A 25,554-nucleotide genomic window follows, 5' to 3' on the forward strand; every position below is an offset into this window, starting at 1 on the left:
CCTAAGATTGCGTACATTTAACCACAAATATTTGAAAAATGAAATTAGACAGAGAAATACTTTTCAAAGAAAATCAAAGGTTTAGACAGTTGTGGTTTTGGATTCCATTATTAGCATTTGATGTTTTTTTGATTTATAAAGCCTCTCTACAATTTTTTAGAAATGAACCATTTGGCAATCATCCCTTGAGCAATATTGGCCTCCTTTTCTTATTGTGTTTTATGCTTTTGTTCAACTTGTCCTTTTATTTTTTAAGATTAGAAACAGCTTTTACCAAAGAAGGTATTTATGTAAGATTTTTCCCATTTCATCTGAAATTCAAGTTTATAGATTGGAATATCATCAGCCAAGCTTACATCAGAGAATATAAACCCTTACTCGAATTTGGTGGTTGGGGTATCCGTTATGGATTTGCTGGAAAAGCCTATAATGTATCGGGCAACATGGGCCTGCAATTAGCGTATGACAAAAACTCAAAATTGCTGATCGGAACTCAAAAAGCTGAGGAAATGGAGGCTGTGTTAAATAAATTGGGGTTTTTAAAAGAATAATATTTATTGCTTTAATTCCCCTTCCCTATAAACCCACTCAGGAGCATTTCCTATTTCTTGTCTCAAAATCATATTGAGTTGGGCTGCATGATGTTGCACGTGCCGCATATTATAAAGTATAATTTCAAAAATGGAATAATCCATGCTACCTGAGGAATTTATCCATCTCTCGTTTAACTTTTCTTCGTTTAAGGCAAATATTAAGCTTTTAGCCTTTTTTTGAGAATGTGCTAAATACGCTAGCAATTCAACTTTTGAGTAAACCCTTTCCGGCATTTTGTCCTCAAATTCAGACGTTGTAAAAGGTGGAGTTGGACTGAAGGTTTTCGGTGTAGTGCACAAATAATAATCTAAGAAAAATAAACAATGGAAAGCATTGTACCAAAACCTTTTTTCAGAATTCCAGTGCTCATCTGGGCACACTTTTATGGCATTTTCTAGCATTTCGATACTTGCCCCAAACTGATTCCAAAGGCTTAAGTTTATCTCATTTTTCATAAAATTTCAGAGCATATTTATTTTGAAAAATATAAAGCCATAAATTTACGGAATTATCCAAAAGTTCTATTCTATATGTCAAAGCAAATCGTTCATAAAAATAAGCAAGAAACCAAAAAGTCAAAACTGCTGACGCGTTATGAGAAACTACTGAAAGACATAGCTCGGAAAAAGAAACAACACGAAAACTTAACAGAGGGAATTCGAGAGGTTATGCCGAAAATAACGGCAGAGTTACATCCCTTGTCTAAATCCGAGCAAGAATGGCACGTGAAAAAGCTAATCCGTTTGGATGAAATATTTGGAGAAGTGACAACTCCCAAAATGAAGTCTGAAATGTTTGTGGAATATATGATAGAGGAAGTCGGAGCTCTTTTGCAAGAATCTCACAAAGACGATAAACAACTAAAAGCTATCTATAAAAAATACGCAAGAGAAGATTTTGAACAAGATCGAATGCAGTTTGAGTTGTTGGCGGATTTGATAAATCAAGAAACAGGTTTTGAGGTAGATGCTGACGAAATAATGGAGAAAGGTTTTGAGCAGTATTTGCATGATAATCAAGAAAGTTTTGCTCAGCAGGCTGCCGAAAGTAGAGAAAAAAGGAAAAGCAAATCCAAGAAACAAACAAATGCACAGCTGCAAGAGGAAGAGGAAAACAAAATGTTGGCTTTGGATGCCAAAGCTATCTATTTTAGATTGATAAAAAAGTATCATCCAGACCTTCAACAAGATCCAGTTAAACAAAAAGAATATACCGAAATATCAAAACTCGTGACCAAAGCCTACAAAGACAATGATTTCATGACTTTGTTGCAGCTACAAATAACCTATCTAGACGACACGGAACTCGACGCAACAGCTCTAGCCGATGATATGTTGATGCGGTACAATAAGATATTACAAGGTCAGTTGACTGAGATAAATATGATGCTAGAAATGGCAAAAAGGACTTCAGGAGGAATGTTTGAAGATTTTTTTGATAAGGACTATAAGTTTTCTCAAAAACTTTTTGATGAAAAGAAAGCAGAAATCGAGGATAATATTGAATCCATAATTATAGAAATAGAAGAATCCCACAAACAGAAAAAAGGCTGGTTTAAATCATGGCTAAGCGAATTAAAAGCCATAAAAGAAATGGAGGCATTCAGTTTTATGTTTGATTTATTCTAGTGTTAGGTGGAGCGATTTTTCAAATCGCTCAAAAAAAGAATTATTAAAAAAGTCCTACCTGAAAATAAGAAAATTGCAGTTTTTATGGTCAGACCGATAGGTCGTAAGATAATTTTATCAAGTAAAATTTTATATTCCATAAAAAAAGAACTTCCCTAAGTTTGATAAAAAAAGGAGCTTGGACATTAATATTTTTCAAGGATAATTTCCGAAATGAAAACTTTTATTTTTTACACTAAATAAACTATTATTAACCCAATTAAAATTAATATCTATCATTAAATACAATAAAAGGAAGTAACAAATGATCACAAAATAGGTGATCCAAATTATTGATGGATAAGATTTTAACGGAATTTTAAAGTTAATAATCAATAGAATAATAGAAAAACAGAAGATAAAATAGACTATAAAATCGATAGCAAAAGCAAAAAAATAAAATTCATAACAGAAAGTACAACCAGCATTTCCAGAAATATAGGAAAAAGGAAAGCCGAAAAGCTTTTCATAGCTTCCTTCTGTATTTACCTCTCTTTTTATAGAAAAATTTAAGAAAGTGAAAATGGTTAAAGGAACAACGTATTGTAATATTTGATTATATGTTATTCTTGTTTTCATAGCTAAATTATATTGAGTAATCAATTTTGACTTTAGTCGATTCTGTTAAAATGATTAGACCGATAGGTCAGATCTGAAAATTTTGGAACGATTTTCCAAATCGCTATTAAAAACTCAAAGAAGATCAAATCATTTATATAATCGTTGAACAGTGATTCGTTTTTAGAAAAAAATCCTTAAAATTTAAATTGGACAGATAAAAAAAAGAGCCTCACAGCTCTTTTAAAAATATCATAAAAACTAAACTCCTTATGCTTCACCCATCTGCCCACCGAAATTCATAGGGAATGGTACTGGGTCATTTGATTGGCGGATTTCGCCAAAATTAAGCTCATATTTTCTGATGTTGTCTTGTAGAGCCATTAATAATCGTTGAGCATGTTCCGGTGTAAGTATTATCCTTGATTTTACTTTAGCTTTTGGTACGCCTGGCATCAGTCTAATAAAGTCAATTACAAACTCAGAATTTGAGTGAGCTATCATGGCCAGGTTTGCATATACGCCTTCTGCCATTTCTTCTGACAACTCTATATTTATTTGGTTTTCTTCTTCTTCCATTTTATTTAAAATAGGTAATCTATTCGTTTATAAATCAAAGCTATGAAATGTTTATTTATAAATGAAAATATATTCCAAAATCTTACTTTAAGGTTATTCTTTTGTTAAGAAATTTGAAAATATTTGCCCGCAAACTGCATTTTATTTTGATTTCAAGACTATTTAGGTATTCTTTTTGCTAAATACGCATTATTAGTTTCATTTTATGCATTTTTTTTCTAATTTTGCAGCCCGAAACTGAAATCAAATATTTTCGAAAGTAATCTGGATAAATATCCGTAAACAAATTACATAAATGGCTCGCGATTTAAAATTTACAAGAAACATTGGTATTGCCGCCCACATTGATGCTGGTAAAACCACTACTACTGAGCGTATTCTATATTACGCAGGTGTTAACCACAAGATCGGTGAAGTACACGACGGTGGTGCTACTATGGACTGGATGGAGCAGGAGCAAGAAAGAGGTATCACTATCACTTCGGCTGCTACTACTGTAGGTTGGAAATACAGAGACAATGACTATCATATCAACATTATCGATACTCCAGGTCACGTGGACTTTACAGTAGAGGTAAACCGTTCGTTGAGAGTATTGGATGGTTTGGTGTTCTTGTTTAGTGCTGTTGACGGCGTGGAGCCTCAATCAGAGACTAACTGGCGTTTAGCCAATAACTATAACGTAGCTCGTTTGGGCTTCGTAAATAAAATGGACCGTTCGGGTGCTGACTTCTTAAACGTGTGTACGCAGGTTAAAGAAATGTTAGGCTCAAATGCAGTTCCGCTTCAATTGCCTATCGGCGGTGAAGAAAACTTCAAAGGTGTGGTTGACTTGATCAACAACCGTGGAATGGTTTGGAACGAAGCAGATAAAGGAATGACTTTCCAAGAGGTGCCGATTCCTGACGACATGTTGGAAGACGTGGCTTTCTGGAGAGAGAATCTTCTTGAAGCTGTGGCTGATTATGATGAGTCATTGATGGAGAAATTCTTCGATGATCCTAACTCAATTACTGAAGCTGAGATATTGGCCGCTTTGCGTGCCGCGGTTATTGATATGAAAATCGTACCTATGTTGTGCGGTTCATCATTCAAAAACAAAGGAGTTCAGACTATGCTTGACTTGGTGATGGCTTTGTTGCCTTCTCCATTAGATAGAGACGGTATCAGAGGTACAAACCCAGATACAGGTGCGGAAATTATCCGTCAGCCAGATTCAAAAGAGCCATTTGCAGGTTTAGCTTTCAAAATCGCAACTGACCCATTTGTTGGTCGTTTGTGCTTTGTTAGATCTTACTCAGGTACTTTACCTTCAGGTTCATATATCTTGAACAACCGTTCTGGTAACAAAGAGCGTATTTCTCGTATATTCCAAATGCACGCCAACAAGCAAAATCAAATCGATGCTTTAGAAGCTGGTGATATTGCTGCGGTTGTAGGATTTAAGGATATCAAAACTGGAGATACTCTTTCAGACGAGAAACATCCAATCGTATTGGAATCAATGGTATTCCCTGATCCAGTTATTGGATATGCTATTGAGCCTAAGAAAACTGCTGATCAAGATAACTTCTCTAAAGCTATCACTAAGCTTATCGAAGAAGATCCAACATTGACAGTTGAAACTAACGAAGAAACAGGTCAAACGATTATGAGAGGTATGGGTGAGCTTCACCTTGAAATCATCATAGACCGTATGCGTCGTGAGTTTAAAGTAGAGGTTAATCAAGGTGCTCCGCAAGTGGCATTCAAAGAAACCTTCACTAAGACTGTTGAACACCGTGAAGTTTACAAAAAACAATCAGGTGGTAAAGGTAAATTTGCCGATATCGTGTTTGAGTTTGGTCCAAGAGACGATGACGAAGAAGGAAAAGAGAAAAAACAAGGCCTTCAATTTGTTAACAATATCGTGGGTGGTGTTATTCCTCGTGAATTTATCCCAGCTATTGAGAAAGGTTTCAAAGAGGCTATGAAAAACGGTCCTTTAGCTGGATATCCAGTTGACTCATTCAAAGTTAGATTATACCACGGTTCATTCCACGATGTCGATTCAGACTCATTGTCTTTCGAATTGGCCGCTCGTATGGGCTTCCGTGAGGCAGGTAGATTAGCAGGAGCAAAATTACTTGAGCCTATCATGGCTCTAGAGGTATTGACACCTGACGAATATACTGGACCTATCACTGGTGACTTGAACCGTCGTAGAGGTATGATGAAAGGTATGGACACAAAGGCTGGATCACAGGTGATAAAGGCTGACGTGCCTTTGTCAGAAATGTTTGGATATGTAACAGACCTTAGAACTATGTCTTCTGGTCGTGCTACAGCCAATCTCACTTTCTCTCACTATGATTTCGTGCCGAATAACATCGCCGAAAATGTAGTTAAGAAAGAAAGAGGAAACTAAGAGATTTCGTTTAGATTGTTATAAAAAGGGCAGCTTCCAGGAATGGGGGCTGTTTTTTTTGTAGTTAATTTTCCCTAAATTTGACTTTAACCTATTATAATGAAAAAGATATTTATCTTCATCTCCTTCGTGATTTTTTATTCAAAGTCCTATGCTCAAACCATTCCTAGTATAGAGCCAATCTTTGCTAATAGTTCTGATAAAATTAAAGGCAAGCTAGAATATCTTGCGAGTCCTTATGCGACGGCTGGCGATAGATTATATATGGTTGGTTATCAAGATGGCACATTCCCAGACTTGGGTTGGCATGTTCAAGGTGAAATGGGAGGTGTTTGGTGTCATCCTATTAAATTGATGGATGGCTTTGAAGCCGAGGTAAAAGTAAATAATCAAAAATACATATTAAGCAAAGCTGATGTTTTTGAAAATTATCCATTCGGCAATAAGCTAATATACAATTCCTTATCAAAGGATTTTACTATTCAAAGATTGCAATTTGTACCGGATGGCAAAAATGCAGTATATGTTGAATTTTTAATAAAGAATCTTTCGAAGAAAGCCTTAAATATAGAATTAGAAATTAAAGGAATTTCGAACTTAATGCCTGTTTGGCTAGGTGAACGCACGCAAATGTTTGATGGTAAGGATGAGGCGGTTTTTGATAATAAAAAGAACCTATGGATGATAAAAGACCAAAAGAATCCTTGGTACTTGGTTTATGGTTCAGCAATAAAAGGCTCAGCCTTTGGTAATGAAGAAATTCTAAAACATAAGCCCAATGTTTCCATTACAAAAACTAAATACAGTTTAAGAATTTTGGCAAATGGAAAAGGCATTCTGCCAATTGTAATTGCTGGTTCTTCAAAAAGTGAAAATGAGGCCTATAGAAACTTTCAAGATGTAAGTCAGAATATTTTGAATTTAGCCAAAGCTAAAAAAAGTAGGCTTGAAAAGGTGAATGAACTTTCTAAAGTTACTTTAAGTGACAAGGAAATAGAAGAAGGCTTTAGATGGATAAAATATGATACGGATTGGTTAATCAGAGACGTGGAAGGGCAGGGGAGAGGTTTGTGTGCAGGTTTACCAGATTACCCTTGGTGGTTTGGTGTAGATAACGAATATACATTGAAAGGTCTGATAGCAACTGGGCGTAAAGATTTGGTTTATAGTACTATAGACTTGATACATTCACTTTCTGAAAAAACGAATGGCAATGGCAGAATTGTGCATGAAGTTTCAACAAACGGGGCGGTTTTTAATCCTGGAAATATTAACGAGACACCCCAATTTGCTTCATTAATCTGGGAAGTTTTTTGCTGGACTGGTGATAAAGCGTTTTTGAATAAATACTTTTCTACTATCGAAAAAGGTTTAGATTGGTTATTAAAAGAAAATGATAAAGACGGGAATCTTTTACCGGACGGTTTTGGGATGATGGAAATTCATGGGATGAATTCCGAAATGATAGATGTGGCGGTTTATACCCAGAAAGCATTTGCAGACGCAGCACAAATGGCGGAGGTTTTGGGTAAAATAACCTTAGCAGCAGCGTTTAAAGACAAGGCGGAAAAATTGAAATTGAAAATAAATTCTGATTTTTGGGTTGAAAAATCTAACTCTTATGCTGATTTTATTGGGTCTAAAGGGCAGGCTTTACATTTAATAGAGGATGCTATTGTGCGAGCAGATACGCTAAATAAACCATGGGCTGTGGAGGAACTTCGAAAATCTAAAGTTGAAATAGAAAAAGAGACTATTGACAAAAACAGAGGTTTTGTAATGCATCATAATTGGGTGGTAAATACACCAATGGAAATGGGAATTGCGGATAGTGAAAAAGCTTTGAAAGCTCTAAATACAGCCCAAAAATTCACAAATCCTTACGGAATGTTTGTAACGGGTATAGATAGAGACGAAACTGCTGGTGCGGCGGAAGGCTCGTTTGTAACAAACCGAAAGATTTTCACCTATACAGGTGCTGTTATGACGCTGCCAACTGGTGTTCAGGCTGTTGCAGAAAATAATTACGGTAGACCTGATGAAGCCTATTCTCTTTTGAAAAGAATGTTAAAGTCTTTTAGTTTTGCACTTCCAGGCTCTATTTATGAGGTTTCACCTGACTTCGGTATGTTTGCCCAAGCTTGGAACATGTACGCTTTTGGTGAGCCGATCATCAAGCAGTTTTTTGGTATAAAACCTTTGGCATATTTAAAAACGATTAATATTTCTCCTCTTTTGCCTGGTAAACTCACAAATGGTAAAATAGAAAATGTTGAGATTGGTGATAATGCAATTTCACTATCTTTTATCCAAACCGCTGGAACAGATACTTTTGAAATAAATCAGAAAAAAGAGTGGAAAGTTAATTTTTCGCAGCCAATGGGCAAATACGCCAAATGGATTTTAAACGGTAAGGAAATAAGCCCAAAAGCCCTAAATGGGAAAGAAATTGTGGAATTAGATGGTTTAAGAAATAAGTTGGTTTTGGTGAAATAAGTTAAGATAAATGCTTTGAATAAACTGCTTTTTAGTACTTGCTCTTATTTTTGACTGTTTAAAAATGTGTGAAAGATGTAAGCAAAAAGAAAAATTATGTAACATATTTTAATGTAAAAGGAGGAACCTTTGTAAGTGGAAATACCTTCACATAAAATCAATTATATATGAAAAAGTACATAGTTTATGCCGTAATAATGATGTTTAGCATTTTACCTGCACAATTAAAAGCAGCTTCTATCGCTGAGCCTATCTCAACAACTAAGACTTTGGACTCACCAGAAGCTCAGGCGATAATGGTTAGGCTAAATGAAATTAAAGATCAAGACAAGTCTAAACTTGGTTTTGCCGAAAAGAGTAAATTGAGAAAGGAAGTAAGACAATTAAAAAGTTCTTTAGCAAACATAAACGGTGGAGTTTATATTTCCGTAGGTTCTATTATCGTTGTTTTATTATTGCTTTTATTAATATTTTAATATTTTTCAGATTAGGTTCTTATAAGACATTTTCACCTGCTTTTTAAACCTTCAGCATTGCTGGAGGTTTTTTTGTTTGGAGTAGATTTAGATTTTTTGAATATAAACATAAAGCTTTACCGTAAAATAATTTCTTGAAAAATGATATTGCTTGATTTTTCAGTCATGCGGAATTTTTAAAGGATCTTCGCTGAAAATTACTTTTGATAATTCAGACTATGAGATGGCTATCCCATTGTAAACAAATTTCAAATATTTAATACAAAAAAATCCCTCTCAGATTAACCAAGAGGGATTTTTTAATATAAACGAGATACGAATATTAATCTACATATTCTCTCTTACGTGGTTCTGACATTCTGCGTGCATTGGCTGCTTCTATCTCTTCTACAGTGTTTACCTGTATGTTTTGATAGATTCTACGACCTGTACCAGCAGGTATCAAGTGACCTACGATTACGTTTTCTTTCAATCCAGCCAAGTCATCACGCTTTCCTTTAACGGCAGCTTCTGACAATACCTTGGTGGTTTCCTGGAACGACGCCGCAGACACAAACGACTCAGTACCCAATGACGCAGTAGTGATACCCTGCAATATCACTTGTGATACAGCTGGTTGAGCATCTCTTACGGTCATTAGTTTTTTGTCTTCGCGTTTTAATCTACCGTTTTCGTCTCTAAACTCACGGTTAGATATAATCTGACCTGGTTTAAAGTTTTCAGAGGCACCTGCATCCATTACTACTTTCTTGTCAATGATTCTGTCGTTCTCCTCTCTGAAAGTCCATTTGTCAACGGCTTGCATTTCCAAGAACATCGTATCACCAGCATCAAGAACGTCTACTTTCTGCATCATCTGACGTACAATCACCTCAATGTGCTTATCAGAGATTTTCACACCTTGCTGACGGTATACTGCTTGAGTTTCGTCTACCAAATACTCTTGTACTGCAGTTGGTCCTTTGATTCTCAAGATATCCGCTGGTGTAATGGCTCCGTCTGAAAGTGGCTCACCCGCACGGATAAAGTCACCTTCTTGTACCAAGATAAGCTTAGAAAGAGATACCATGTATTTCATTTTGGTGCCGTCTTTAGCCTCTACAAAAATCTCTCTGTTACCACGTTTGATAGTACCATAAGATACCACACCGTCGATTTCAGAAACTACTGCAGGGTTTGAAGGGTTACGTGCTTCGAAAAGCTCCGTTACTCTCGGAAGACCACCTGTAATGTCACGGTTCATGTTTACAGCTCTTGGTATTTTAGCCAAAATCTGTCCAGCTTTTATTTTTTGTCCATCTTCTACCATCAAACGAGCATTTACAGGAAGGTTGTATTCCTTCTCTTCATCGCCTTTTGATTTCACCACGATAGATGGGTTTTTAGCTCTGTCTTTAGAGTCTGTGATAACTTTATCACGGAAACCAGTCTGCTCATCGGCTTCTTCTCGGAATGTGATACCTTCTTCGATGGCATCATAAACTGCAACTCCATCAAAATCAGAAAGAATAACGGCGTTAAACTGATCCCAGTGACATATTGCATCACCTTTATCAATTTTTTGACCATCTTTTACAGTCAATGTTGAACCGTAAGGAACGATGTTTGAAATCAAGATCTGCTTAGTAGCTTCGTCAATAATTCTAACTTCACCTCTACGTCCGATTACAATCGTAGCAGGGTTTCCTTCTTTATCAACAGATTCTACTGTTTTGATATCTTCGAAATCAAGTTTTCCGCTAAATTTAGCTTTAATGTTGGCTTCAACAGAAACGTTCATCGCTGTACCACCGGTGTGGAATGTACGAAGTGTAAGCTGAGTTCCTGGCTCACCAATTGATTGGGAAGCAATAACACCTACGGCCTCACCAGCATCAACCATACGGCCAGATGCAAGGTTTCTTCCATAACATTTGGCACAGATACCTGTTTTAGTCTCACAAGTAAGGGCTGAACGAATTTCAATAGACTCTATTGAAGTCTCATCAATTCTGTCTGCTATTTCTTCTGTGATTTCCTCACCAGCTTCTATGATCAACTCTTTAGTGATTGGATCAATAATATCATGTACCGAAGCTCTACCCAAGATTCTCTCAGATAATGGCTCGATGATATCATCATTCTCTTTCAATGCCGAAACATTGATACCTCTAAGTGTTCCACAGTCTACTTCATTTACAACTACATCTTGAGCCACATCATGTAAACGACGTGTCAAGTAACCCGCATCGGCAGTTTTAAGGGCTGTATCAGCCAAACCTTTACGAGCACCGTGTGTAGAGATAAAGTACTCAAGTACGTCCAAACCTTCTTTAAAGTTAGAAAGGATTGGGTTTTCGATGATTTCACCAACAGAACCCGCAATGTTTTTCTGTGGTTTCGCCATCAAACCTCTCATACCACCCAATTGACGAATTTGCTCTTGCGAACCACGGGCTCCAGAGTGCATCATCATGTATACTGGGTTGAATCCTTGACGGTCATCTTCAAGTTGACGTAACAAAGTCTCTCTCAATCTGGTGTTTACACGTGTCCAGATATCGATGATTTGGTTATAACGCTCACGCTCAGTAATGATACCAAACATGTAATTGCTTTGAACTTCGTCTACTTCAACTCTAGCGTTTTCTATCAATGCTTGTTTTTCTTCAGGAATCATGATATCTCCCAAACCGATAGACAATCCGCCTTTGAAAGCTGACTGGAATCCAAGCTCTTTGATATCATCTAAAAACTGAACCGTACGAGCAAAACTTACTTCTTTGAATACTCTACCTATGATTCCTTGAAGTTTTTTCTTTGTTAAAAGTTCGTCAATATAACCTACTTTTTCAGGAACGAATTGGTTGAATAATACTCTACCTGCAACGGTTTCGATTATCTTTTCAACAAGTACACCAGTTTCGTCTTTGATTTTTGTCTTAACATTAATGATAGCATGTTTAGAAAGTTGACCTTCGTTGATTGCTATAATTACTTCTTCAGCTGAGTAGAAAGTCTTTCCTTCGCCAATGATCGGCTCCTCTGGTGTCGACCTTTTACCTTTAGTTACATAATATAGACCCAAAACCATGTCCTGAGAAGGTACCGTGATAGGTGCTCCGTTGGCAGGGTTTAAGATATTATGTGAAGAAAGCATCAATACCGAAGCTTCCATTACTGCCTCTTGACCTAGTGGTACGTGTACCGCCATCTGGTCACCGTCAAAGTCAGCGTTGAAGGCTGTACAAACTAGTGGGTGCAATTGGATTGCTTTTCCTTCCACCAATTTTGGTTGGAATGCCTGTATACCCAAACGGTGAAGCGTAGGAGCACGGTTTAGCATAACCGGATGACCTTTCAACACGTTTTCAAGAATATCCCAAATAACTGCATCTTTACGATCTACAATTTTCTTAGCAGATTTTACAGTTTTTACTATTCCTCTTTCTATTAGTTTTCTGATGACAAACGGCTTAAATAACTCAGCAGCCATGTCTTTTGGAAGACCACATTCGTGCAATTTAAGCTCAGGTCCTACCACAATAACCGAACGGCCAGAGTAGTCAACCCTTTTTCCTAATAAGTTTTGACGGAAACGTCCTTGCTTTCCTTTCAACATATCCGAAAGTGATTTCAAAGCACGGTTACCATCTGATCTTACGGCGTTTACTTTACGAGAGTTATCAAAAAGTGAATCAACGGCTTCTTGTAACATACGTTTTTCGTTACGTAAGATTACTTCAGGAGCTTTGATTTCCAATAGTCTTTTCAGACGATTGTTTCTGATGATTACTCTTCTGTATAAATCATTTAAGTCAGAAGTAGCGAAACGACCTCCATCTAATGGCACCAATGGACGTAATTCTGGTGGAATTACAGGTACCATACGGATAATCATCCACTCTGGTCTGTTTTCGATTCTAGTTCTAGCATCTCTGAAAGATTCTACAACTTTCAATCTTTTCAAGGCCTCCGCTTTACGTTGTTGAGATGTATCGGTAGCTGCTTGGTGACGCAATTGGTACGAAAGTTCGTCCAATTGAATTCTTGATAGCAACATATACAATGACTCAGCACCCATTTTGGCGATGAATTTGTTTGGATCCTCGTCAGGAAGCATTTGGTTTTCTCTTGGCAATTTGTCCAAGATATCCAAATATTCTTCTTCAGTAAGGAAGTCCATTTGAGCTATACCGTCTTCTTCTTTGATACCAGCTTGTACTACTACGTATCTTTCGTAATAGATAACTTGATCAAGTTTTTTAGAAGATAGACCTAAAAGGTATCCAATTTTGTTTGGTAAGCTTCTGAAATACCAAATATGAGCTACAGGTACCACCAATTCGATGTGTCCCATACGCTCTCTACGTACTTTCTTCTCAGTTACTTCTACACCACAACGGTCGCAGATGATACCTTTGTAACGAATTCTTTTGTATTTGCCACAGTGACATTCCCAGTCTTTTACTGGTCCGAAAATACGCTCACAGAAAAGACCGCCCATTTCAGGCTTATATGTTCTGTAGTTGATAGTTTCGGGTTGAGTAACTTCACCATAAGAGCCTTCCAAAATAGATTCTGGAGAGGCCAAACTAATGGTTATGCTATCAAAATCGCTGTTTAGCTTTTTATTTTTCTTTAATGACATTTTCTAATGCTTTTAATGAAAATGATTATTTTAATTAAACAAGAGTTATTTCTAATGCAAGACCTCTTAATTCATGCACCAATACATTGAAAGATTCAGGTATGCTGGCTTTCGGAAGGTTTTCACCTTTTACGATAGCTTCATAAGCTTTAGCTCTTCCAAGAACGTCGTCAGACTTAAGCGTCAAGATTTCACGTAGTACATGTGATGCACCAAATGCCTCAAGAGCCCAAACCTCCATCTCTCCAAAACGCTGACCTCCAAACTGAGCTTTACCACCCAATGGTTGTTGCGTAATCAATGAGTATGGTCCGATAGAACGTGCGTGCATTTTATCATCTACTAAGTGACCTAGTTTCAGCATATACATGATACCTACCGTTACTTTCTGATCGAAAGGCTCACCTGTAAGACCGTTGTATAATTGGGTACGGCCATATTCAGCCAAACCTGCCTCTTTAAGCTCATTAGAAACTTCTTCTGCAGATGCTCCATCAAAAATAGGCGTAGCATATTTACGACCTAACTTACGTCCAGCCCATCCTAGCACAACCTCATAAAGCTGACCGATGTTCATCCTTGAAGGTACACCAAGAGGGTTCAAAACGATATCCATGATGTTACCGTCTTCTAGGAATGGCATGTCTTCGTCACGAACGATTCTTGCAACCACACCTTTGTTACCGTGACGTCCCGCCATCTTATCACCCACTTTCAACTTACGTTTTTTAGCGATGTAAACTTTGGCTAATTTTACGATACCTGCTGGTAATTCATCACCTACTTCAAGTACGAATTTCTCTCTCTTGTAGATACCGATAACCTCACTTCTTCTTGTTAAATAGTTTTTAACCAAAGAAACCAAAAGTGCATTTGTTTCTTCGTTGTTTGTCCATCCTTCCAAAATGATATCGCCCAACAAGTTGGCTTCTTCTGGTACATTGTACGAGCTTTCGTCAACAAATGGGTTTTTATCAGGAAATAGATTATTAGAAATGTTAGACTTATTAAATTTAACACCTTTAGAAATTAACTCTTCTCCAAACTTATGTTTAACACCATTACAAGTTTCGTTGTCTAATAGTGTAACCATTTTGTCAATCATCAAGCCTTTCAATTCCATTAAAGATTTGCTATGGTTTTTAGCCAATACTTTGAGTTCCTCTTTGTGCTTAACTCTTTCTTCTTTGGTAGGACGAGAGAATAATTTCGTATCAATAATAACTCCTCTTAATGAAGGAGAAGCTTTTTTAGATGCATCTTTAACATCACCAGCTTTGTCACCAAAGATAGCTCTCAAAAGTTTCTCTTCTGGAGTTGGATCTGACTCACCTTTAGGTGTGATTTTACCAATCAAGATATCACCTTCTTTAATGTGTGTACCAGTTCTTACGATACCATTTTCGTCCAAGTTCTTAACCGCTTCTTCCGAAACGTTAGGAATCTCAGCCGTAAGTTCTTCTTCTCCACGCTTAGTGTCTCTAACCTCAAGGTCAAACTCTTCAATGTGAATAGAAGTAAAGATATCGTCACGTACAACTCTCTCAGAGATTACGATCGCATCCTCAAAGTTGTATCCTTGCCAAGGCATGAAGGCAACCTGAAGGTTACGTCCAAGTGCAAGTTCGCCACCTTGAGTAGCATATCCTTCAACCAATATTTGACCTTTTTTAATTTTTTGTCCTTTCAATACAATCGGACGAAGATTAATACAAGTGTCTTGGTTTGTTCTTCTGAATTTAATCAGATTGTATGTTTTAAGATTTGTGTCAAAATTTACCAACCTTTGGTTATCTGACCAATCGTAGTTTACAACAATTTTCTTAGCATCAACATACTCAATTGTTCCTTCACCTTCGGCTACAATTAGTGTACGAGAGTCACGAGCCAATTTACCTTCAAGACCAGTACCCACAATTGGAGCTTCTGGACGCAACAAAGGCACCGCTTGACGTTGCATGTTCGAGCCCATCAAGGCACGGTTGGCATCATCATGCTCAAGGAAAGGAATCATAGAAGCCGCTATCGAAACGATCTGGTTAGGAGCAATGTCCATGTATTCGATTTCAGTTGGGCTTTTCAATGGGAAGTCACCCTCAAATCTACACTTCAATAAATCCACACTGAAGTTACCGTCTTTCTTAGTATCTGCAGAGGCCATGGCAATGTGCTTACCATCTTCTTCTTCAGCTGTAAGATATTCGATGTTTCCAGTCATTTTACCTCCGTCAATTTTCATATAAGGAGTTTCGATGAAGCCCATAGAGTTGATTTTCGCATAAGTACAAAGCGAAGAAATCAAACCAATGTTTGGACCCTCTGGAGTTTCGATAGTACACAAACGACCATAGTGTGTATAGTGAACGTCACGAACCTCAAAACCTGCTCTTTCACGAGATAGACCTCCTGGCCCTAAGGCAGAAAGACGACGCTTGTGCGTAATCTCAGCTAATGGATTTGTTTGGTCCATGAACTGCGAAAGTTGGTTTGTACCAAAGAACGAGTTAATAACTGAAGACAAAGTACGAGCATTGATCAAATCAACTGGCTTGAAGTCTTCATTATCTCTTACGTTCATTCTTTCTTTGATAGTACGAGCCATACGAGCAAGACCTACGCCAAATTGGCTAGAAAGTTGCTCACCTACTGTACGAACACGTCTGTTTGAAAGGTGGTCAATATCATCGACAACAGCCTTAGAATTGATAAGACCAATCAAATATTTCACGATTGAGATGATATCTTCTTTGGTTAAAACCGAAGTTTCTAAAGGAGTATCAAGGCTCAATTTAGTATTTACTCTGTATCTACCTACTTCACCTAAGTCATAACGTTTGTCAGAGAAGAACAAACCTTGGATAATCTCACGAGCTGTAGCTTCGTCAGGTGCCTCAGTGTTTCTTAATTGACGGTAGATTTGCTCAACAGCCTCTTTTTCAGAGTTTGAGCTATCTTTTTGTAAAGTATTGTAAATGATGTTAAACTCAGATACGTTAGCATCTTCACGGTGAATAATCACTGATTTTGCTTGTGTATCAAGTATTAATTCAACGTCGTTTTCAGAAATAACTGAATCTCTTTCAAGAATAACTTCATTTCTGTCGATTGAAACCACCTCACCGGTGTCTTCATCCACGAAGTCTTCTGTCCAAGTTTTCAAAACCCTTGCAGCTAGTCTACGACCAACTACAGCTTTCAAAGCCTCTTTTGTACCAGGTATTTCTTCTGACAATCCGAATAAATCCAAGATGTCTTTGTCAGTACCATAGCCAATAGAACGAAGCAAGGTTGTAACTGGAAATTTCTTTTTACGGTCGATGTAAGCATACATGACGTTGTTTACGTCAGTAGAGAACTCGATCCATGAACCCTTCATAGGTATTACCCTAGCTGAGTAAAGTTTAGTTCCGTTTGTGTGCTTACTCATAGAGAAGAACACACCTGGAGAACGGTGCAATTGTGATACGATTACCCTTTCAGCACCATTGATTACGAATGAACCACGACCCGTCATGTAAGGGATGTTTCCCAAGAACACTTCTTGCTCGATAGTTTCAAACTCCTCATTATCAGAGTCATTACAAAGCAATCTTAGCTTTGCTTTCAAAGGCACTGAATATGTTAGACCTCTGTCGATACATTCATCTACAGAGTATTTTGGTTGGTCGATTGTGTAATCAACAAACTCTAGTACATAGTTCTCACGCGAGTCAGCAATCGGAAAATTGTCCATGAATGTTTGATACAAACCTTCAGCCCTACGGCTTTCAGCTGGTGTATCAATCTGGAAAAATTCTGTAAATGATTGCAATTGGATATCCAAAAAGTCAGGATACTCAAGTACGGCTTGAACGCTTGCAAAGGACTTCCTTCCGGTTTCTGTCAATTTCAAGGTTTTAAATTGTTTTAATGAAAAATATTTTAAAAAACTTGATGATACTCAAACATTAAGTTTGGAATCATATAAAAATCGCAGTGAAGAAAAACGATTTTACCCCTTTGCATCTGCCCTACGAAAAACAGAAGTGTATCGGGTAAAAAGTTTTGATGGAACATTGCTCCAAATATTTTTAAAGGTTGGTGGTGCTAGATTTTTGCGGATTTTTAGCTTTGATTTTTGAATTGATATTCATTAAAAAATGATAGCAAATTCAAGAAAGCTATAAAACAACAAAAAGACTCGGCCAAAACTATAACGTTTTGACCTGAGTCTGATTGTAAATGCTTTACGAGAAATTATTTAATTTCTACTTCAGCACCAGCTTCTTCTAACTGAGCCTTAAGAGCTGTAGCTTCGTCTTTAGCGATACCTTCTTTCAAAGCTTTTGGAGCTGAATCAACTAATTCTTTAGCTTCTTTCAAACCTAAACCTGTAAGGTCTTTAACCAACTTCACAACTTGAAGTTTGTTAGGTCCACCAGACTTAAGAACTACGTCAAAAGCTGTTTGCTCAGCAGCAGCTTCAGCAGCTTCACCACCAGCAGCAGGACCTGCTACCATTACAGCACCAGCAGCTGCTGGCTCAATACCATATTCGTCTTTAAGGATAGTCGCTAATTCGTTTACCTCTTTAACAGTTAAATTAACTAATTGTTCAGCGAATGCTTTCAAATCTGCCATTTCTATAGAATTTTTATTTTATAAACAATATTTAAAAAAATGAATGTTGCACCTTACAACATCCGATAAAAAAATTTAGGCTGCTTCTTTCTCTGAAAGAGTTTTAAGAATTCCAGCCAATTTGTTGCCTCCACTCTGCAATGCACCAATGACATTTTTAGCAGGTGATTGTAGCAATCCGATTATTTCGCCAATCATCTCAGCTTTAGATTTCAATTTCTCAAGGGCGTCTAATTGGTCGTGACCAACAAACAATCCACCGTCTATTGAAGCTCCTTTAAGCTTGATTGAGTCTTTGTTTTCTTTTAAGAAATCCTTAATTAATTTGGCAGCTGCTTTACCGTTTTCAGGGTGAAACATGATACCAGAAAATCCTTTAAGTACTGACTCGTTGAAGGCTGTATAATCTGTGTCGAGGGTCTCAAGAGCCTTGCCGATAAGTGTGTTTTTAACGACCATATAGTCTATACCTCTATCGAAACAAAGACGTCTAAGTTTGTTGGTTTTCGCAACAGACATACCGCTTGCATCGGTGATATAGAAATAAGGAACGTTGGCAAACTTTTCGCTAAGGTCCTGGATAATGAGTGCTTTTTCTTCTCTTCTCATGATTACAGTCCTATTATAGTTGATTTGTCAATCTGAATACCTGGACTCATTGTGCTAGACAAAGCTATGCCTTTCACATAAGTACCTTTTGCTGATGATGGTTTAAGTCTAACCAATGTTTGGATAATCTCATTTGCATTATCAGCAATTTTATTTGCATCGAAAGAAACCTTCGCTATACCAGCGTGTATGATTCCAGTTTTATCAACTTTGAAGTCAATTTTACCAGCTTTCACTTCTTGTACCGCTTTACCTACTTCTAGCGTTACTGTGCCTGATTTTGGGTTTGGCATTAATCCTCTTGGACCTAATACTTTACCTAAACGACCTAGTTTCGCCATTACAGTAGGCATGGTGATAATCACGTCGATATCAGTCCAGCCTTTTTCGATTTTTGAAATGTACTCGTCAAGACCTACGAAGTCAGCTCCTGCTGCTTTAGCCTCTTCTTCCTTGTCGGGAGAGCAAAGAACCAAAACGCGAACAGTTTTACCAGTACCGTGAGGAAGTGCAACAACTCCACGAACCATTTGATCTGCTTTACGAGGGTCAACACCTAATCTAACATCAATATCAATTGATGAGTCAAACTTAGTGTAAGAGATTTTTTTCAAAATTTCAGCTGCTTCTACTAAGCTGTACGATTTTGTCGCATCAAACTTCGATAGAGCCTCTTTTCTTTTTTTGCTTATTCTAGCCATAATTTTGGTAGTTAACGTCATGCTCTAGGCATGACTCCCATTTTGTTTAATTAATTAAAAAGGACTATCACCAGTTATAGTGATTCCCATGTTAGCTGCAGTACCTGCTACCATTTTCATGGCCGACTCTATCGTGAAGCAGTTTAAATCTGGCATTTTAGTTTCGGCTATAGCCTTCACTTGATCCCATGTAACCGACCCTACTTTCGTACGGTTTGGTTGATCTGAACCTTTCTTTACTTTAGATGACTCGATTAGCAATATAGCCGTAGGAGGGGTTTTGATAACAAACTCAAATGATTTGTCTGTATAATATGTGATTAATACAGGAACCACTTGGCCCATTTTATCTTGTGTTCTAGCATTGAACTGCTTACAGAACTCCATGATGTTGATACCCTTCGAACCTAAAGCTGGACCAATAGGAGGTGCTGGGTTGGCTTGGCCACCCTTAGCTTGTAATTTTAAGTATCCTGCGATGTCTTTCGCCATTGTCTTTTTACATTTAAAAATTTGAGAAATACGAACTAACGAACTCAATCTACCGCCATAGCCTTGTAGTCACAATCCAAAGCCTGAAAAACAGATGGTCATCCGATTCTCCAAAGTTTTTTCTCATACTCCTCAGGGGAAGCCTAACATATTGATAATATGACAAGAGACAGAGAAAAACTTCGCCAAAATGGACAAGCTGCCCAAAATGGACTGCAAAGGTAGAAAATTATTTTTTTAATGCAAAAGTTTTTTTAGAATTAAATTATAATATCGTAAGATATATTTTACCTAAGAATCAACGTTTTAGGATTATCAATTTTGATTTTCTGTCATTCAAAAAATAGTTTCTTATTTCTTTTCGTTATTTTGAAAATTTGTATCACTAAAACCCTCTATTTCAAAATGAAAAATTTCAAATTATTAAATGTTCTGATTGTTTTATTAAGTTTTGCTATTTCTTCCGCTAAAGCAAATAGGAATATTGGAATCACTGGAATAATTATGGATTCTGAAAATTTGCAACCGATTGAAAATGCTAATATTTATGATGAATCAGCAAAGTTTTTGGGTACTACAGATGCAAGGGGTTTTTTCAACATAGCTTTTTCAAAAGATGAAAAGGGTGAGATTTACTTTAAACTAAAGGTGATGAAAGATGGATACGACTCATTTTTACAAAACGAGCACTGGGGAGATCTTTCTGAAAATATCTATGGGACATTTTATATTGGAATGAAAAACAAAACTTCTAAAAACGCAAAAGTATTCAGTGAGCTTAAACTAAATGACGGTAATGTTTCCTACAACGAAGTTTTAGAAGGTTTCAAGGCTATAAATGAAAAACTAGAATTTGATAAATCTATTGAAGGTGCTAAGGAAGGAAATGAAAATGTTTTCTTTGAATTAGGTAATAGGTTCTATATAATTAGTGAAACAAGTTGGGTTGAAATAAAATCTGGTGATGAAAATATTTTGATAAATAATATGAAAAGCATTAAAGCTAAGGATTTGAATGGTTTAATCAAAAGGTCTAAAATTAATAATATGACCACATTAAATAGGGAAGGACTTGTGGCTGGTATTTTCACAAATAATTGAAATGTTAAAAATTTTGATGGATATTAATTCCCTTCGACTACATATTAAAGTTTGGCAAAAAGTAAATTTATTTTGTCTTTAGCCAATCTTATCAGTTTCTTAATTTTTTCAACTAATTCAAATTCGTAAACTTAATTTTAGTAACCACTGGCCAAAGCCAGCAATAATTGAAACCATTGTAATCTCAATACTCGGAATTCAATTCCCTCCATCTTTAGATGGAGGTTAGGCAAAAAGTAAATCCTATTTGGCTTTAGCCAAACTTTCCAGAATCCCTATTTTTTCGACTAAAGTCAAATTCGGAAAACCGCTTAAGCATCCACTGGCTAAAGCCAGTGGTAATTGACAATTCTATGTCTCAAAGCTAGGAATTCAATTCCCTTCATCTTTAGATGAAGGCAGTGGAAATATTAAACCCAATTCGGCTTTAGCCAAACTTTTCAGGCACTTTATTTTTTCGACTAAAGTCTAATTCGGAATTAATTTTAGTATCCGCTGGCTAAAGCCAGTGGTAATTGAGACCATCGTAATCTCAATACTAGGAATTCAATTACCTCCATGGTTAGATGGAGGTTGTGCAATAAATAAATCCTATTCGGCTTAAGCCAACCTTTTTAGAATTTTATTATCAATAACCAATATCAAAAAGACTTAGTATTTGAGACCGTTTTTTCAAACTGTTTGCTCAAATTCCTTATTAATTGGATAGCAGTTTAACAATTTTGAATTCCCCAATTTTTACACACAAAAAAAACACCCCGAAGCCAACCTCCAGGGTGTTCCAAAAAAATCTAAATCTTATCTCAAATATTCTTTTTCTTCATCTCCTTCACCGCATAGTCCACCGCTCTGGCAGCAAAAGCCATATAGGTAAGTGATGGGTTTTGGGTAGAGGTCGAGGTCATACATGCTCCGTCGGTTACAAAAACGTTTTTGCAGGCGTGCATCTGGTTGAAGCCATTGAGCATCGAAGTTTTAGGATCTTTGCCCATTCTTACGCCGCCCATTTCGTGTATGTCTAAGCCAGCAGCTTGCTTGCTATCGTTGGTTCTGATATTGGTAAAGCCTGCCATCGTAAACATCTCTGTCATTTGCTCCAAGTAGTCTTTTACCATTTTCTCGTCGTTGTCGTCATACCCTACCGATATACGCAACTGCGGCATGCCGTACGGATCCTTGAGGTTATTGTCCAATGCCACAAAATTGCTCTCTTTCGGTATAGTTTCGCCCATCATGTGTGAGCCTACACTCCAACCGCCATATTCTCTTTTCGAAAGGTTATCTTTCAAGGTCTCGCCTATGCCTTGGTTGTTGTTCCACGACCTGCGGTTGGCACTAAAGCCCGCAGCATAACCTCTCAAAAAGTCAGTTTCTTGTTTCAAAACATTCCTAAACCTCGGTATATAAGGGCTATTAGGTCTTTTGCCTTCGGTGGTTTTGTCCATAAATCCTTCGTATTCGCCAGAAACTCTCGCCCTGTAATTATGGAAAGCAACATATTTGCCCAATACGCCTGAGTCATTGCCGAGGCCGTTCGGGAAGCGTGACGAGATAGAATTCAACAAGATCAAATTGGTATTTATGGCAGCAGCATTTACGAATATAATTTTGGCATAGTATTCCGTCATTTCTTTGGTGTTGGCATCCACTACTCTTACTCCTGAAGCCTTGCCTAGTTTTTCGTCATAAATAATCGAATGCACCACGCTGTCAGGTCTCAAAGTCATGTTACCAGTACGCATAGCCCAAGGTATAGTTGAGGCATTGCTACTGAAATATCCACCATAAGGACAGCCTCTTTCGCATATTGTGCGGTTCTGACATTGGGCACGGCCTTGGTCAAAATGAATCTGGTTTGGCTTGGTTAAATGTGCCGCTCGACCGATAATTACATGGCGGCTATTGCCATATTTTTCACCTACTTTTTTACTAAAATAATCCTCCACGCAGTTCATTTCATGTGGTGGTAAAAACTCACCGTCAGGAAGCGTATCGATACCGTCTTTGTTGCCGGAAATTCCCGCAAATTTCTCTACATAGCTGTACCAAGGTGCCATATCATCATAAGAGATTGGCCACTCTACTGCAAAACCATCCCGAGCTGGTCCTTCAAAGTCATATTTGCTCCAACGTTGCGTTTGGCGTGCCCACAGCAGCGATTTACCGCCTACTTGGTAGCCACGAATCCAGTCGAAAGGCTTCTCTTGCACATAAGGATGCTCTTGGTCTTTTACAAAAAACTGGGTAGTTCCTTCATAAAAAGCATAGCACTTGCTGATGATTGGGTTCTCTTTTTTGAACTCATACCCCAACTGATTTCTATGCTCAAACTCCCAAGGTTGTTTCATGGTGGTAGGATAATCCACCACGTGTTTTACGTCGCGTCCACGCTCTAGCACCAAAGTTTTCAAGCCTTTCTCACACAATTCTTTGGCTGCCCAGCCACCGCTTATACCCGACCCAATCACTATGGCGTCAAAAGTCCTTTTTTTCTTATTATCTACGATCATTTTATTACTGGTTTAGAGGTACGCATCCATAATATCTGCCTGGGGCAAATTCGAAATGGGCGATGTTGGTTAAATAATATTCCGACGAAGTGTACGCTCGCACAGAGAGCCCTTTTGTAGTATTAAAAAACCACTTTTGGTCTTGGTCTGAGCTCATTTCTAAGCCTTGGAGCAAATGTTGCTTTTGCTCTTTCGAACTTTCGCTATAGGTTTTACCATACAATAATTTGGAGACATCGTCCACTTTCACCATCGCATTTTTAAATCTCTCTCTGTCTTCTGGTGAATATACATCCCCAACCATGAGCTTGATAAATTTGGCAATTTCTAAAGTTTTCGCCCCTGGCGTATCGGTTTCTGGAATTATGGTTTCGGCCAAATCTTCCAATAAATTGGCTTGATCGGCACTCAGTCCTAAGCTGTCTTTTTTAATTTTTGAGCCCGTCCATGCATTGGCCCAAGATGGTAGGGCACTCAAACCGAGCACACCTAAACCGAGATTGGAGAAAACCTCTCTTCTTTTCATTTAAATTGAGAATTTGGTTGAATTTCTAAACAAGCTTAAAATTATTAATATTTTGCCAAAAAGATGATGGATTGAAAGAATAATTCTAATTTCGAATAAAAAACAGAAATTCGGTACCTTGAACTTAAATATACAACATGAAATTCTCTACCCTAATCCTTATTTTATTCTCAAACGTAGTTTTCGGTCAAATCACCGCACCCAAAAAAGAATGGAGGCAACTCTTTAACGGAAAAAACCTGGACGGCTGGGATGTCAAAATCAGAAATTATGACCTCAACGACAATTTTGGGAAAACTTTCAGTGTAAAGAAGAAGAAAATCGTAGTGAATTATGATGCTTACGACAAATTTAACTTTAGATACGGGCATTTGTTTTTTAAAGAAAACTTCTCCTATTATAAAATCGCGGTGGAGTACCGATTCATAGGAAATCAAGCCAATGAAGGTGAAGATTGGGCGTTTAGAAATAGTGGCATCATGATACATGGTCAATCTGCGGCTAGTATGCTAAAAGACCAAGACTTTCCGATATCCATTGAGGTGCAATTATTAGGCGGGAAAAGCGATGGAAAGCCAAGACCTAACTGTAACCTTTGTACACCCGGAACAGAAGTGGTATATGAGAACAAATTAGACCAAAGGCACTGCATAAACTCTACCTCCAAAACCTATGATGGCGATCAATGGGTAAGAGCTGAAGTGGAAGTTTTTGGAGATTCTCTAATTAGACATTATGTAAACGGCGAACTGGTAATATCTTACGAAAAACCAACCATTGGCGGTGGAGTAGTGAGTGGATTTGACCCATTTGTGAAAAAGGATGGAATGGCCCTGACGGAAGGATCAATCTCACTCCAAAGTGAAAGCCACCCGATAGAATTCAGAAAAGTGGAACTCCTCAACCTAAAAGGCTGCATGGATCCAAAAGCTAAAAACTACAAGAGTTATTATGTGAAAGAAGATAATTCTGGATGTAGGTATTGATTCAAGTAAATTTGATTTTACAAGTTTATAATTAAATGTTTTTAGAAAAATACACTTTCGAAAAAGGCGATTTCATGATTAGCACAAACAAAAGTCTTTTGGACTTTGATGTGATTCATGGCTATTTAAAAAGGTCTTATTGGTCTGAAGAAATCCCTCTTGAAATCGTAAAGAATGCCGCTATGCACTCCATCACATTTGGCATTTATAAAAAACCTCAAACACAAGTGGGTTATGCAAGATTGGTGACAGACCAAGCGACATTTGCATATTTGGCCGATGTATTTGTTTTAGAAGACTATAGAGGCTTAGGACTTTCTAAATTTTTAATGGAATGCATTAAAGGTATTCCTGAATTTGAAAATCTTCGAACATGGTTTTTGGCAACTAGAGATGCCCACGAACTTTACCGTCAATTTGGTTTTGAGGCTCCAAAGTTCCCAGAAAATATTATGCAGATTTCAAGACCTGGTATTTATAAAGAATTAAACCAGAAGAAAATCTGAATCAATTTATCTGGTTTTTACTCAAAAATTTAATCTTTTGTTTCAAAAACCCATTTAAAACCATTTTTCTACTAAATTAGATTTTATTTTTAAAAC

18 protein-coding genes are annotated in these 25,554 nt (G+C 37.3%); 8 read left to right on the plus strand and 10 right to left on the minus strand.

What is annotated here, in order from left to right; translation table 11 throughout:
• Positions 1 to 38 precede the first annotated feature (38 nt).
• Positions 39 to 551, plus strand: a complete 513-nt coding sequence (locus EGI22_RS01665) for a DUF6141 family protein (RefSeq protein ID WP_255065896.1) — start codon at positions 39 to 41, stop codon at positions 549 to 551.
• Positions 552 to 554: 3 nt separating this feature from the next.
• Here the strand turns inward: EGI22_RS01665 and EGI22_RS01670 are convergent, their stop codons facing one another.
• Complete coding sequence (locus EGI22_RS01670) at positions 555 to 1,049, minus strand: DinB family protein (protein WP_255065897.1); 495 nt, start codon at positions 1,047 to 1,049, stop codon at positions 555 to 557.
• A gap of 75 nt (positions 1,050 to 1,124) precedes the next feature.
• On the opposite strand from EGI22_RS01670, the gene EGI22_RS01675 reads away from it, so the two are divergent.
• Positions 1,125 to 2,222 carry a hypothetical protein gene (locus EGI22_RS01675; protein WP_255065898.1) on the plus strand — a complete coding sequence of 366 codons (1,098 nt, stop codon included), beginning with the start codon at positions 1,125 to 1,127 and terminating at the stop codon, positions 2,220 to 2,222.
• A gap of 867 nt (positions 2,223 to 3,089) precedes the next feature.
• Here EGI22_RS01675 and EGI22_RS01680 read toward each other — a convergent pair.
• Positions 3,090 to 3,398, minus strand: coding sequence for a DUF3467 domain-containing protein (locus EGI22_RS01680; RefSeq protein ID WP_255065899.1), 309 nt, complete (start codon positions 3,396 to 3,398; stop codon positions 3,090 to 3,092).
• 295 nt (positions 3,399 to 3,693) lie between these two features.
• On the opposite strand from EGI22_RS01680, the gene fusA reads away from it, so the two are divergent.
• From fusA to EGI22_RS01695, 3 genes are all read left to right on the plus strand, one after another.
• The gene (gene fusA / locus EGI22_RS01685) at positions 3,694 to 5,805 is read left to right on the plus strand and encodes an elongation factor G (protein ID WP_255065900.1); all 2,112 of its coding nucleotides are present in this window, start codon (positions 3,694 to 3,696) and stop codon (positions 5,803 to 5,805) included.
• Between the two features lie 99 nt (positions 5,806 to 5,904).
• The gene (locus EGI22_RS01690) at positions 5,905 to 8,301 is read left to right on the plus strand and encodes a glycogen debranching protein (RefSeq protein ID WP_255065901.1); all 2,397 of its coding nucleotides are present in this window, start codon (positions 5,905 to 5,907) and stop codon (positions 8,299 to 8,301) included.
• A 167-nt stretch (positions 8,302 to 8,468) separates the two neighbouring features.
• Positions 8,469 to 8,777, plus strand: a complete 309-nt coding sequence (locus EGI22_RS01695; protein ID WP_255065902.1) for a hypothetical protein — start codon at positions 8,469 to 8,471, stop codon at positions 8,775 to 8,777.
• A 322-nt stretch (positions 8,778 to 9,099) separates the two neighbouring features.
• Here the strand turns inward: EGI22_RS01695 and rpoC are convergent, their stop codons facing one another.
• The 6 genes from rpoC to rplK form a co-directional block, all read right to left on the minus strand.
• Complete coding sequence (rpoC, locus tag EGI22_RS01700) at positions 9,100 to 13,407, minus strand: DNA-directed RNA polymerase subunit beta' (protein ID WP_255065904.1); 4,308 nt, start codon at positions 13,405 to 13,407, stop codon at positions 9,100 to 9,102.
• A 34-nt stretch (positions 13,408 to 13,441) separates the two neighbouring features.
• Positions 13,442 to 17,299 carry a DNA-directed RNA polymerase subunit beta gene (rpoB, locus tag EGI22_RS01705; RefSeq protein ID WP_255065906.1) on the minus strand — a complete coding sequence of 1,286 codons (3,858 nt, stop codon included), beginning with the start codon at positions 17,297 to 17,299 and terminating at the stop codon, positions 13,442 to 13,444.
• Positions 17,300 to 17,643: 344 nt separating this feature from the next.
• Positions 17,644 to 18,027, minus strand: a complete 384-nt coding sequence (gene rplL, locus EGI22_RS01710; RefSeq protein ID WP_255065907.1) for a 50S ribosomal protein L7/L12 — start codon at positions 18,025 to 18,027, stop codon at positions 17,644 to 17,646.
• A gap of 75 nt (positions 18,028 to 18,102) precedes the next feature.
• The gene (gene rplJ / locus EGI22_RS01715; RefSeq protein ID WP_255065909.1) at positions 18,103 to 18,636 is read right to left on the minus strand and encodes a 50S ribosomal protein L10; all 534 of its coding nucleotides are present in this window, start codon (positions 18,634 to 18,636) and stop codon (positions 18,103 to 18,105) included.
• 2 nt (positions 18,637 to 18,638) lie between these two features.
• Positions 18,639 to 19,337, minus strand: coding sequence for a 50S ribosomal protein L1 (gene rplA, locus EGI22_RS01720; protein WP_255065910.1), 699 nt, complete (start codon positions 19,335 to 19,337; stop codon positions 18,639 to 18,641).
• A gap of 54 nt (positions 19,338 to 19,391) precedes the next feature.
• On the minus strand, positions 19,392 to 19,829 hold the full coding sequence (gene rplK, locus EGI22_RS01725; RefSeq protein WP_255065912.1) for a 50S ribosomal protein L11: 438 nt from the start codon (positions 19,827 to 19,829) through the stop codon (positions 19,392 to 19,394).
• A gap of 405 nt (positions 19,830 to 20,234) precedes the next feature.
• On the opposite strand from rplK, the gene EGI22_RS01730 reads away from it, so the two are divergent.
• Entirely contained in the window at positions 20,235 to 20,930 is a 696-nt protein-coding gene (locus EGI22_RS01730; protein WP_255065913.1) for a carboxypeptidase-like regulatory domain-containing protein, read from the plus strand.
• 803 nt (positions 20,931 to 21,733) lie between these two features.
• On the opposite strand, the gene EGI22_RS01735 is transcribed toward EGI22_RS01730, so the two are convergent.
• Together EGI22_RS01735 and EGI22_RS01740 are read right to left on the minus strand one after the other, a co-directional pair.
• Positions 21,734 to 23,440 (minus strand): GMC oxidoreductase, encoded by a 1,707-nt coding sequence (locus EGI22_RS01735; RefSeq protein WP_255065914.1) that lies wholly within the window; start codon positions 23,438 to 23,440, stop codon positions 21,734 to 21,736.
• Between the two features lie 4 nt (positions 23,441 to 23,444).
• Positions 23,445 to 23,966: a gluconate 2-dehydrogenase subunit 3 family protein gene (locus tag EGI22_RS01740; protein WP_255065915.1), complete on the minus strand. Its 522-nt coding sequence runs from the start codon at positions 23,964 to 23,966 to the stop codon at positions 23,445 to 23,447.
• A gap of 137 nt (positions 23,967 to 24,103) precedes the next feature.
• Here EGI22_RS01740 and EGI22_RS01745 point away from each other — a divergent pair, with 137 nt between their 5' ends.
• Both EGI22_RS01745 and EGI22_RS01750 read left to right on the plus strand, forming a co-directional pair.
• The gene (locus EGI22_RS01745; RefSeq protein WP_255065916.1) at positions 24,104 to 24,952 is read left to right on the plus strand and encodes a DUF1080 domain-containing protein; all 849 of its coding nucleotides are present in this window, start codon (positions 24,104 to 24,106) and stop codon (positions 24,950 to 24,952) included.
• A 35-nt stretch (positions 24,953 to 24,987) separates the two neighbouring features.
• Positions 24,988 to 25,458, plus strand: a complete 471-nt coding sequence (locus EGI22_RS01750) for a GNAT family N-acetyltransferase (protein ID WP_255065917.1) — start codon at positions 24,988 to 24,990, stop codon at positions 25,456 to 25,458.
• The last annotated feature ends 96 nt before the right edge of the window (positions 25,459 to 25,554 follow it).

Origin of the sequence: Lacihabitans sp. LS3-19 (genome assembly GCF_024343575.1) — a bacterium.
In the GTDB taxonomy this organism is placed as follows: Bacteria; Bacteroidota; Bacteroidia; order Cytophagales; family Spirosomataceae; genus Leadbetterella.

Coding starts and splice junctions, on each gene's coding strand:
- EGI22_RS01680 (WP_255065899.1), bottom strand. CDS start 3,398: ATGGAAGAAGAAGAAAACCAAATAAATATAGAGTTGTCAGAAGAAATG.
- fusA (WP_255065900.1), top strand. CDS start 3,694: ATGGCTCGCGATTTAAAATTTACAAGAAACATTGGTATTGCCGCCCAC.
- EGI22_RS01740 (WP_255065915.1), bottom strand. CDS start 23,966: ATGAAAAGAAGAGAGGTTTTCTCCAATCTCGGTTTAGGTGTGCTCGGT.
- rplL (WP_255065907.1), bottom strand. CDS start 18,027: ATGGCAGATTTGAAAGCATTCGCTGAACAATTAGTTAATTTAACTGTT.
- EGI22_RS01665 (WP_255065896.1), top strand. CDS start 39: ATGAAATTAGACAGAGAAATACTTTTCAAAGAAAATCAAAGGTTTAGA.
- rplA (WP_255065910.1), bottom strand. CDS start 19,337: ATGGCTAGAATAAGCAAAAAAAGAAAAGAGGCTCTATCGAAGTTTGAT.
- rpoC (WP_255065904.1), bottom strand. CDS start 13,407: ATGTCATTAAAGAAAAATAAAAAGCTAAACAGCGATTTTGATAGCATA.
- EGI22_RS01730 (WP_255065913.1), top strand. CDS start 20,235: ATGAAAAATTTCAAATTATTAAATGTTCTGATTGTTTTATTAAGTTTT.
- EGI22_RS01690 (WP_255065901.1), top strand. CDS start 5,905: ATGAAAAAGATATTTATCTTCATCTCCTTCGTGATTTTTTATTCAAAG.
- rplJ (WP_255065909.1), bottom strand. CDS start 18,636: ATGAGAAGAGAAGAAAAAGCACTCATTATCCAGGACCTTAGCGAAAAG.
- EGI22_RS01670 (WP_255065897.1), bottom strand. CDS start 1,049: ATGAAAAATGAGATAAACTTAAGCCTTTGGAATCAGTTTGGGGCAAGT.
- EGI22_RS01675 (WP_255065898.1), top strand. CDS start 1,125: ATGTCAAAGCAAATCGTTCATAAAAATAAGCAAGAAACCAAAAAGTCA.
- rplK (WP_255065912.1), bottom strand. CDS start 19,829: ATGGCGAAAGACATCGCAGGATACTTAAAATTACAAGCTAAGGGTGGC.
- EGI22_RS01745 (WP_255065916.1), top strand. CDS start 24,104: ATGAAATTCTCTACCCTAATCCTTATTTTATTCTCAAACGTAGTTTTC.
- EGI22_RS01695 (WP_255065902.1), top strand. CDS start 8,469: ATGAAAAAGTACATAGTTTATGCCGTAATAATGATGTTTAGCATTTTA.
- EGI22_RS01735 (WP_255065914.1), bottom strand. CDS start 23,440: ATGATCGTAGATAATAAGAAAAAAAGGACTTTTGACGCCATAGTGATT.
- EGI22_RS01750 (WP_255065917.1), top strand. CDS start 24,988: ATGTTTTTAGAAAAATACACTTTCGAAAAAGGCGATTTCATGATTAGC.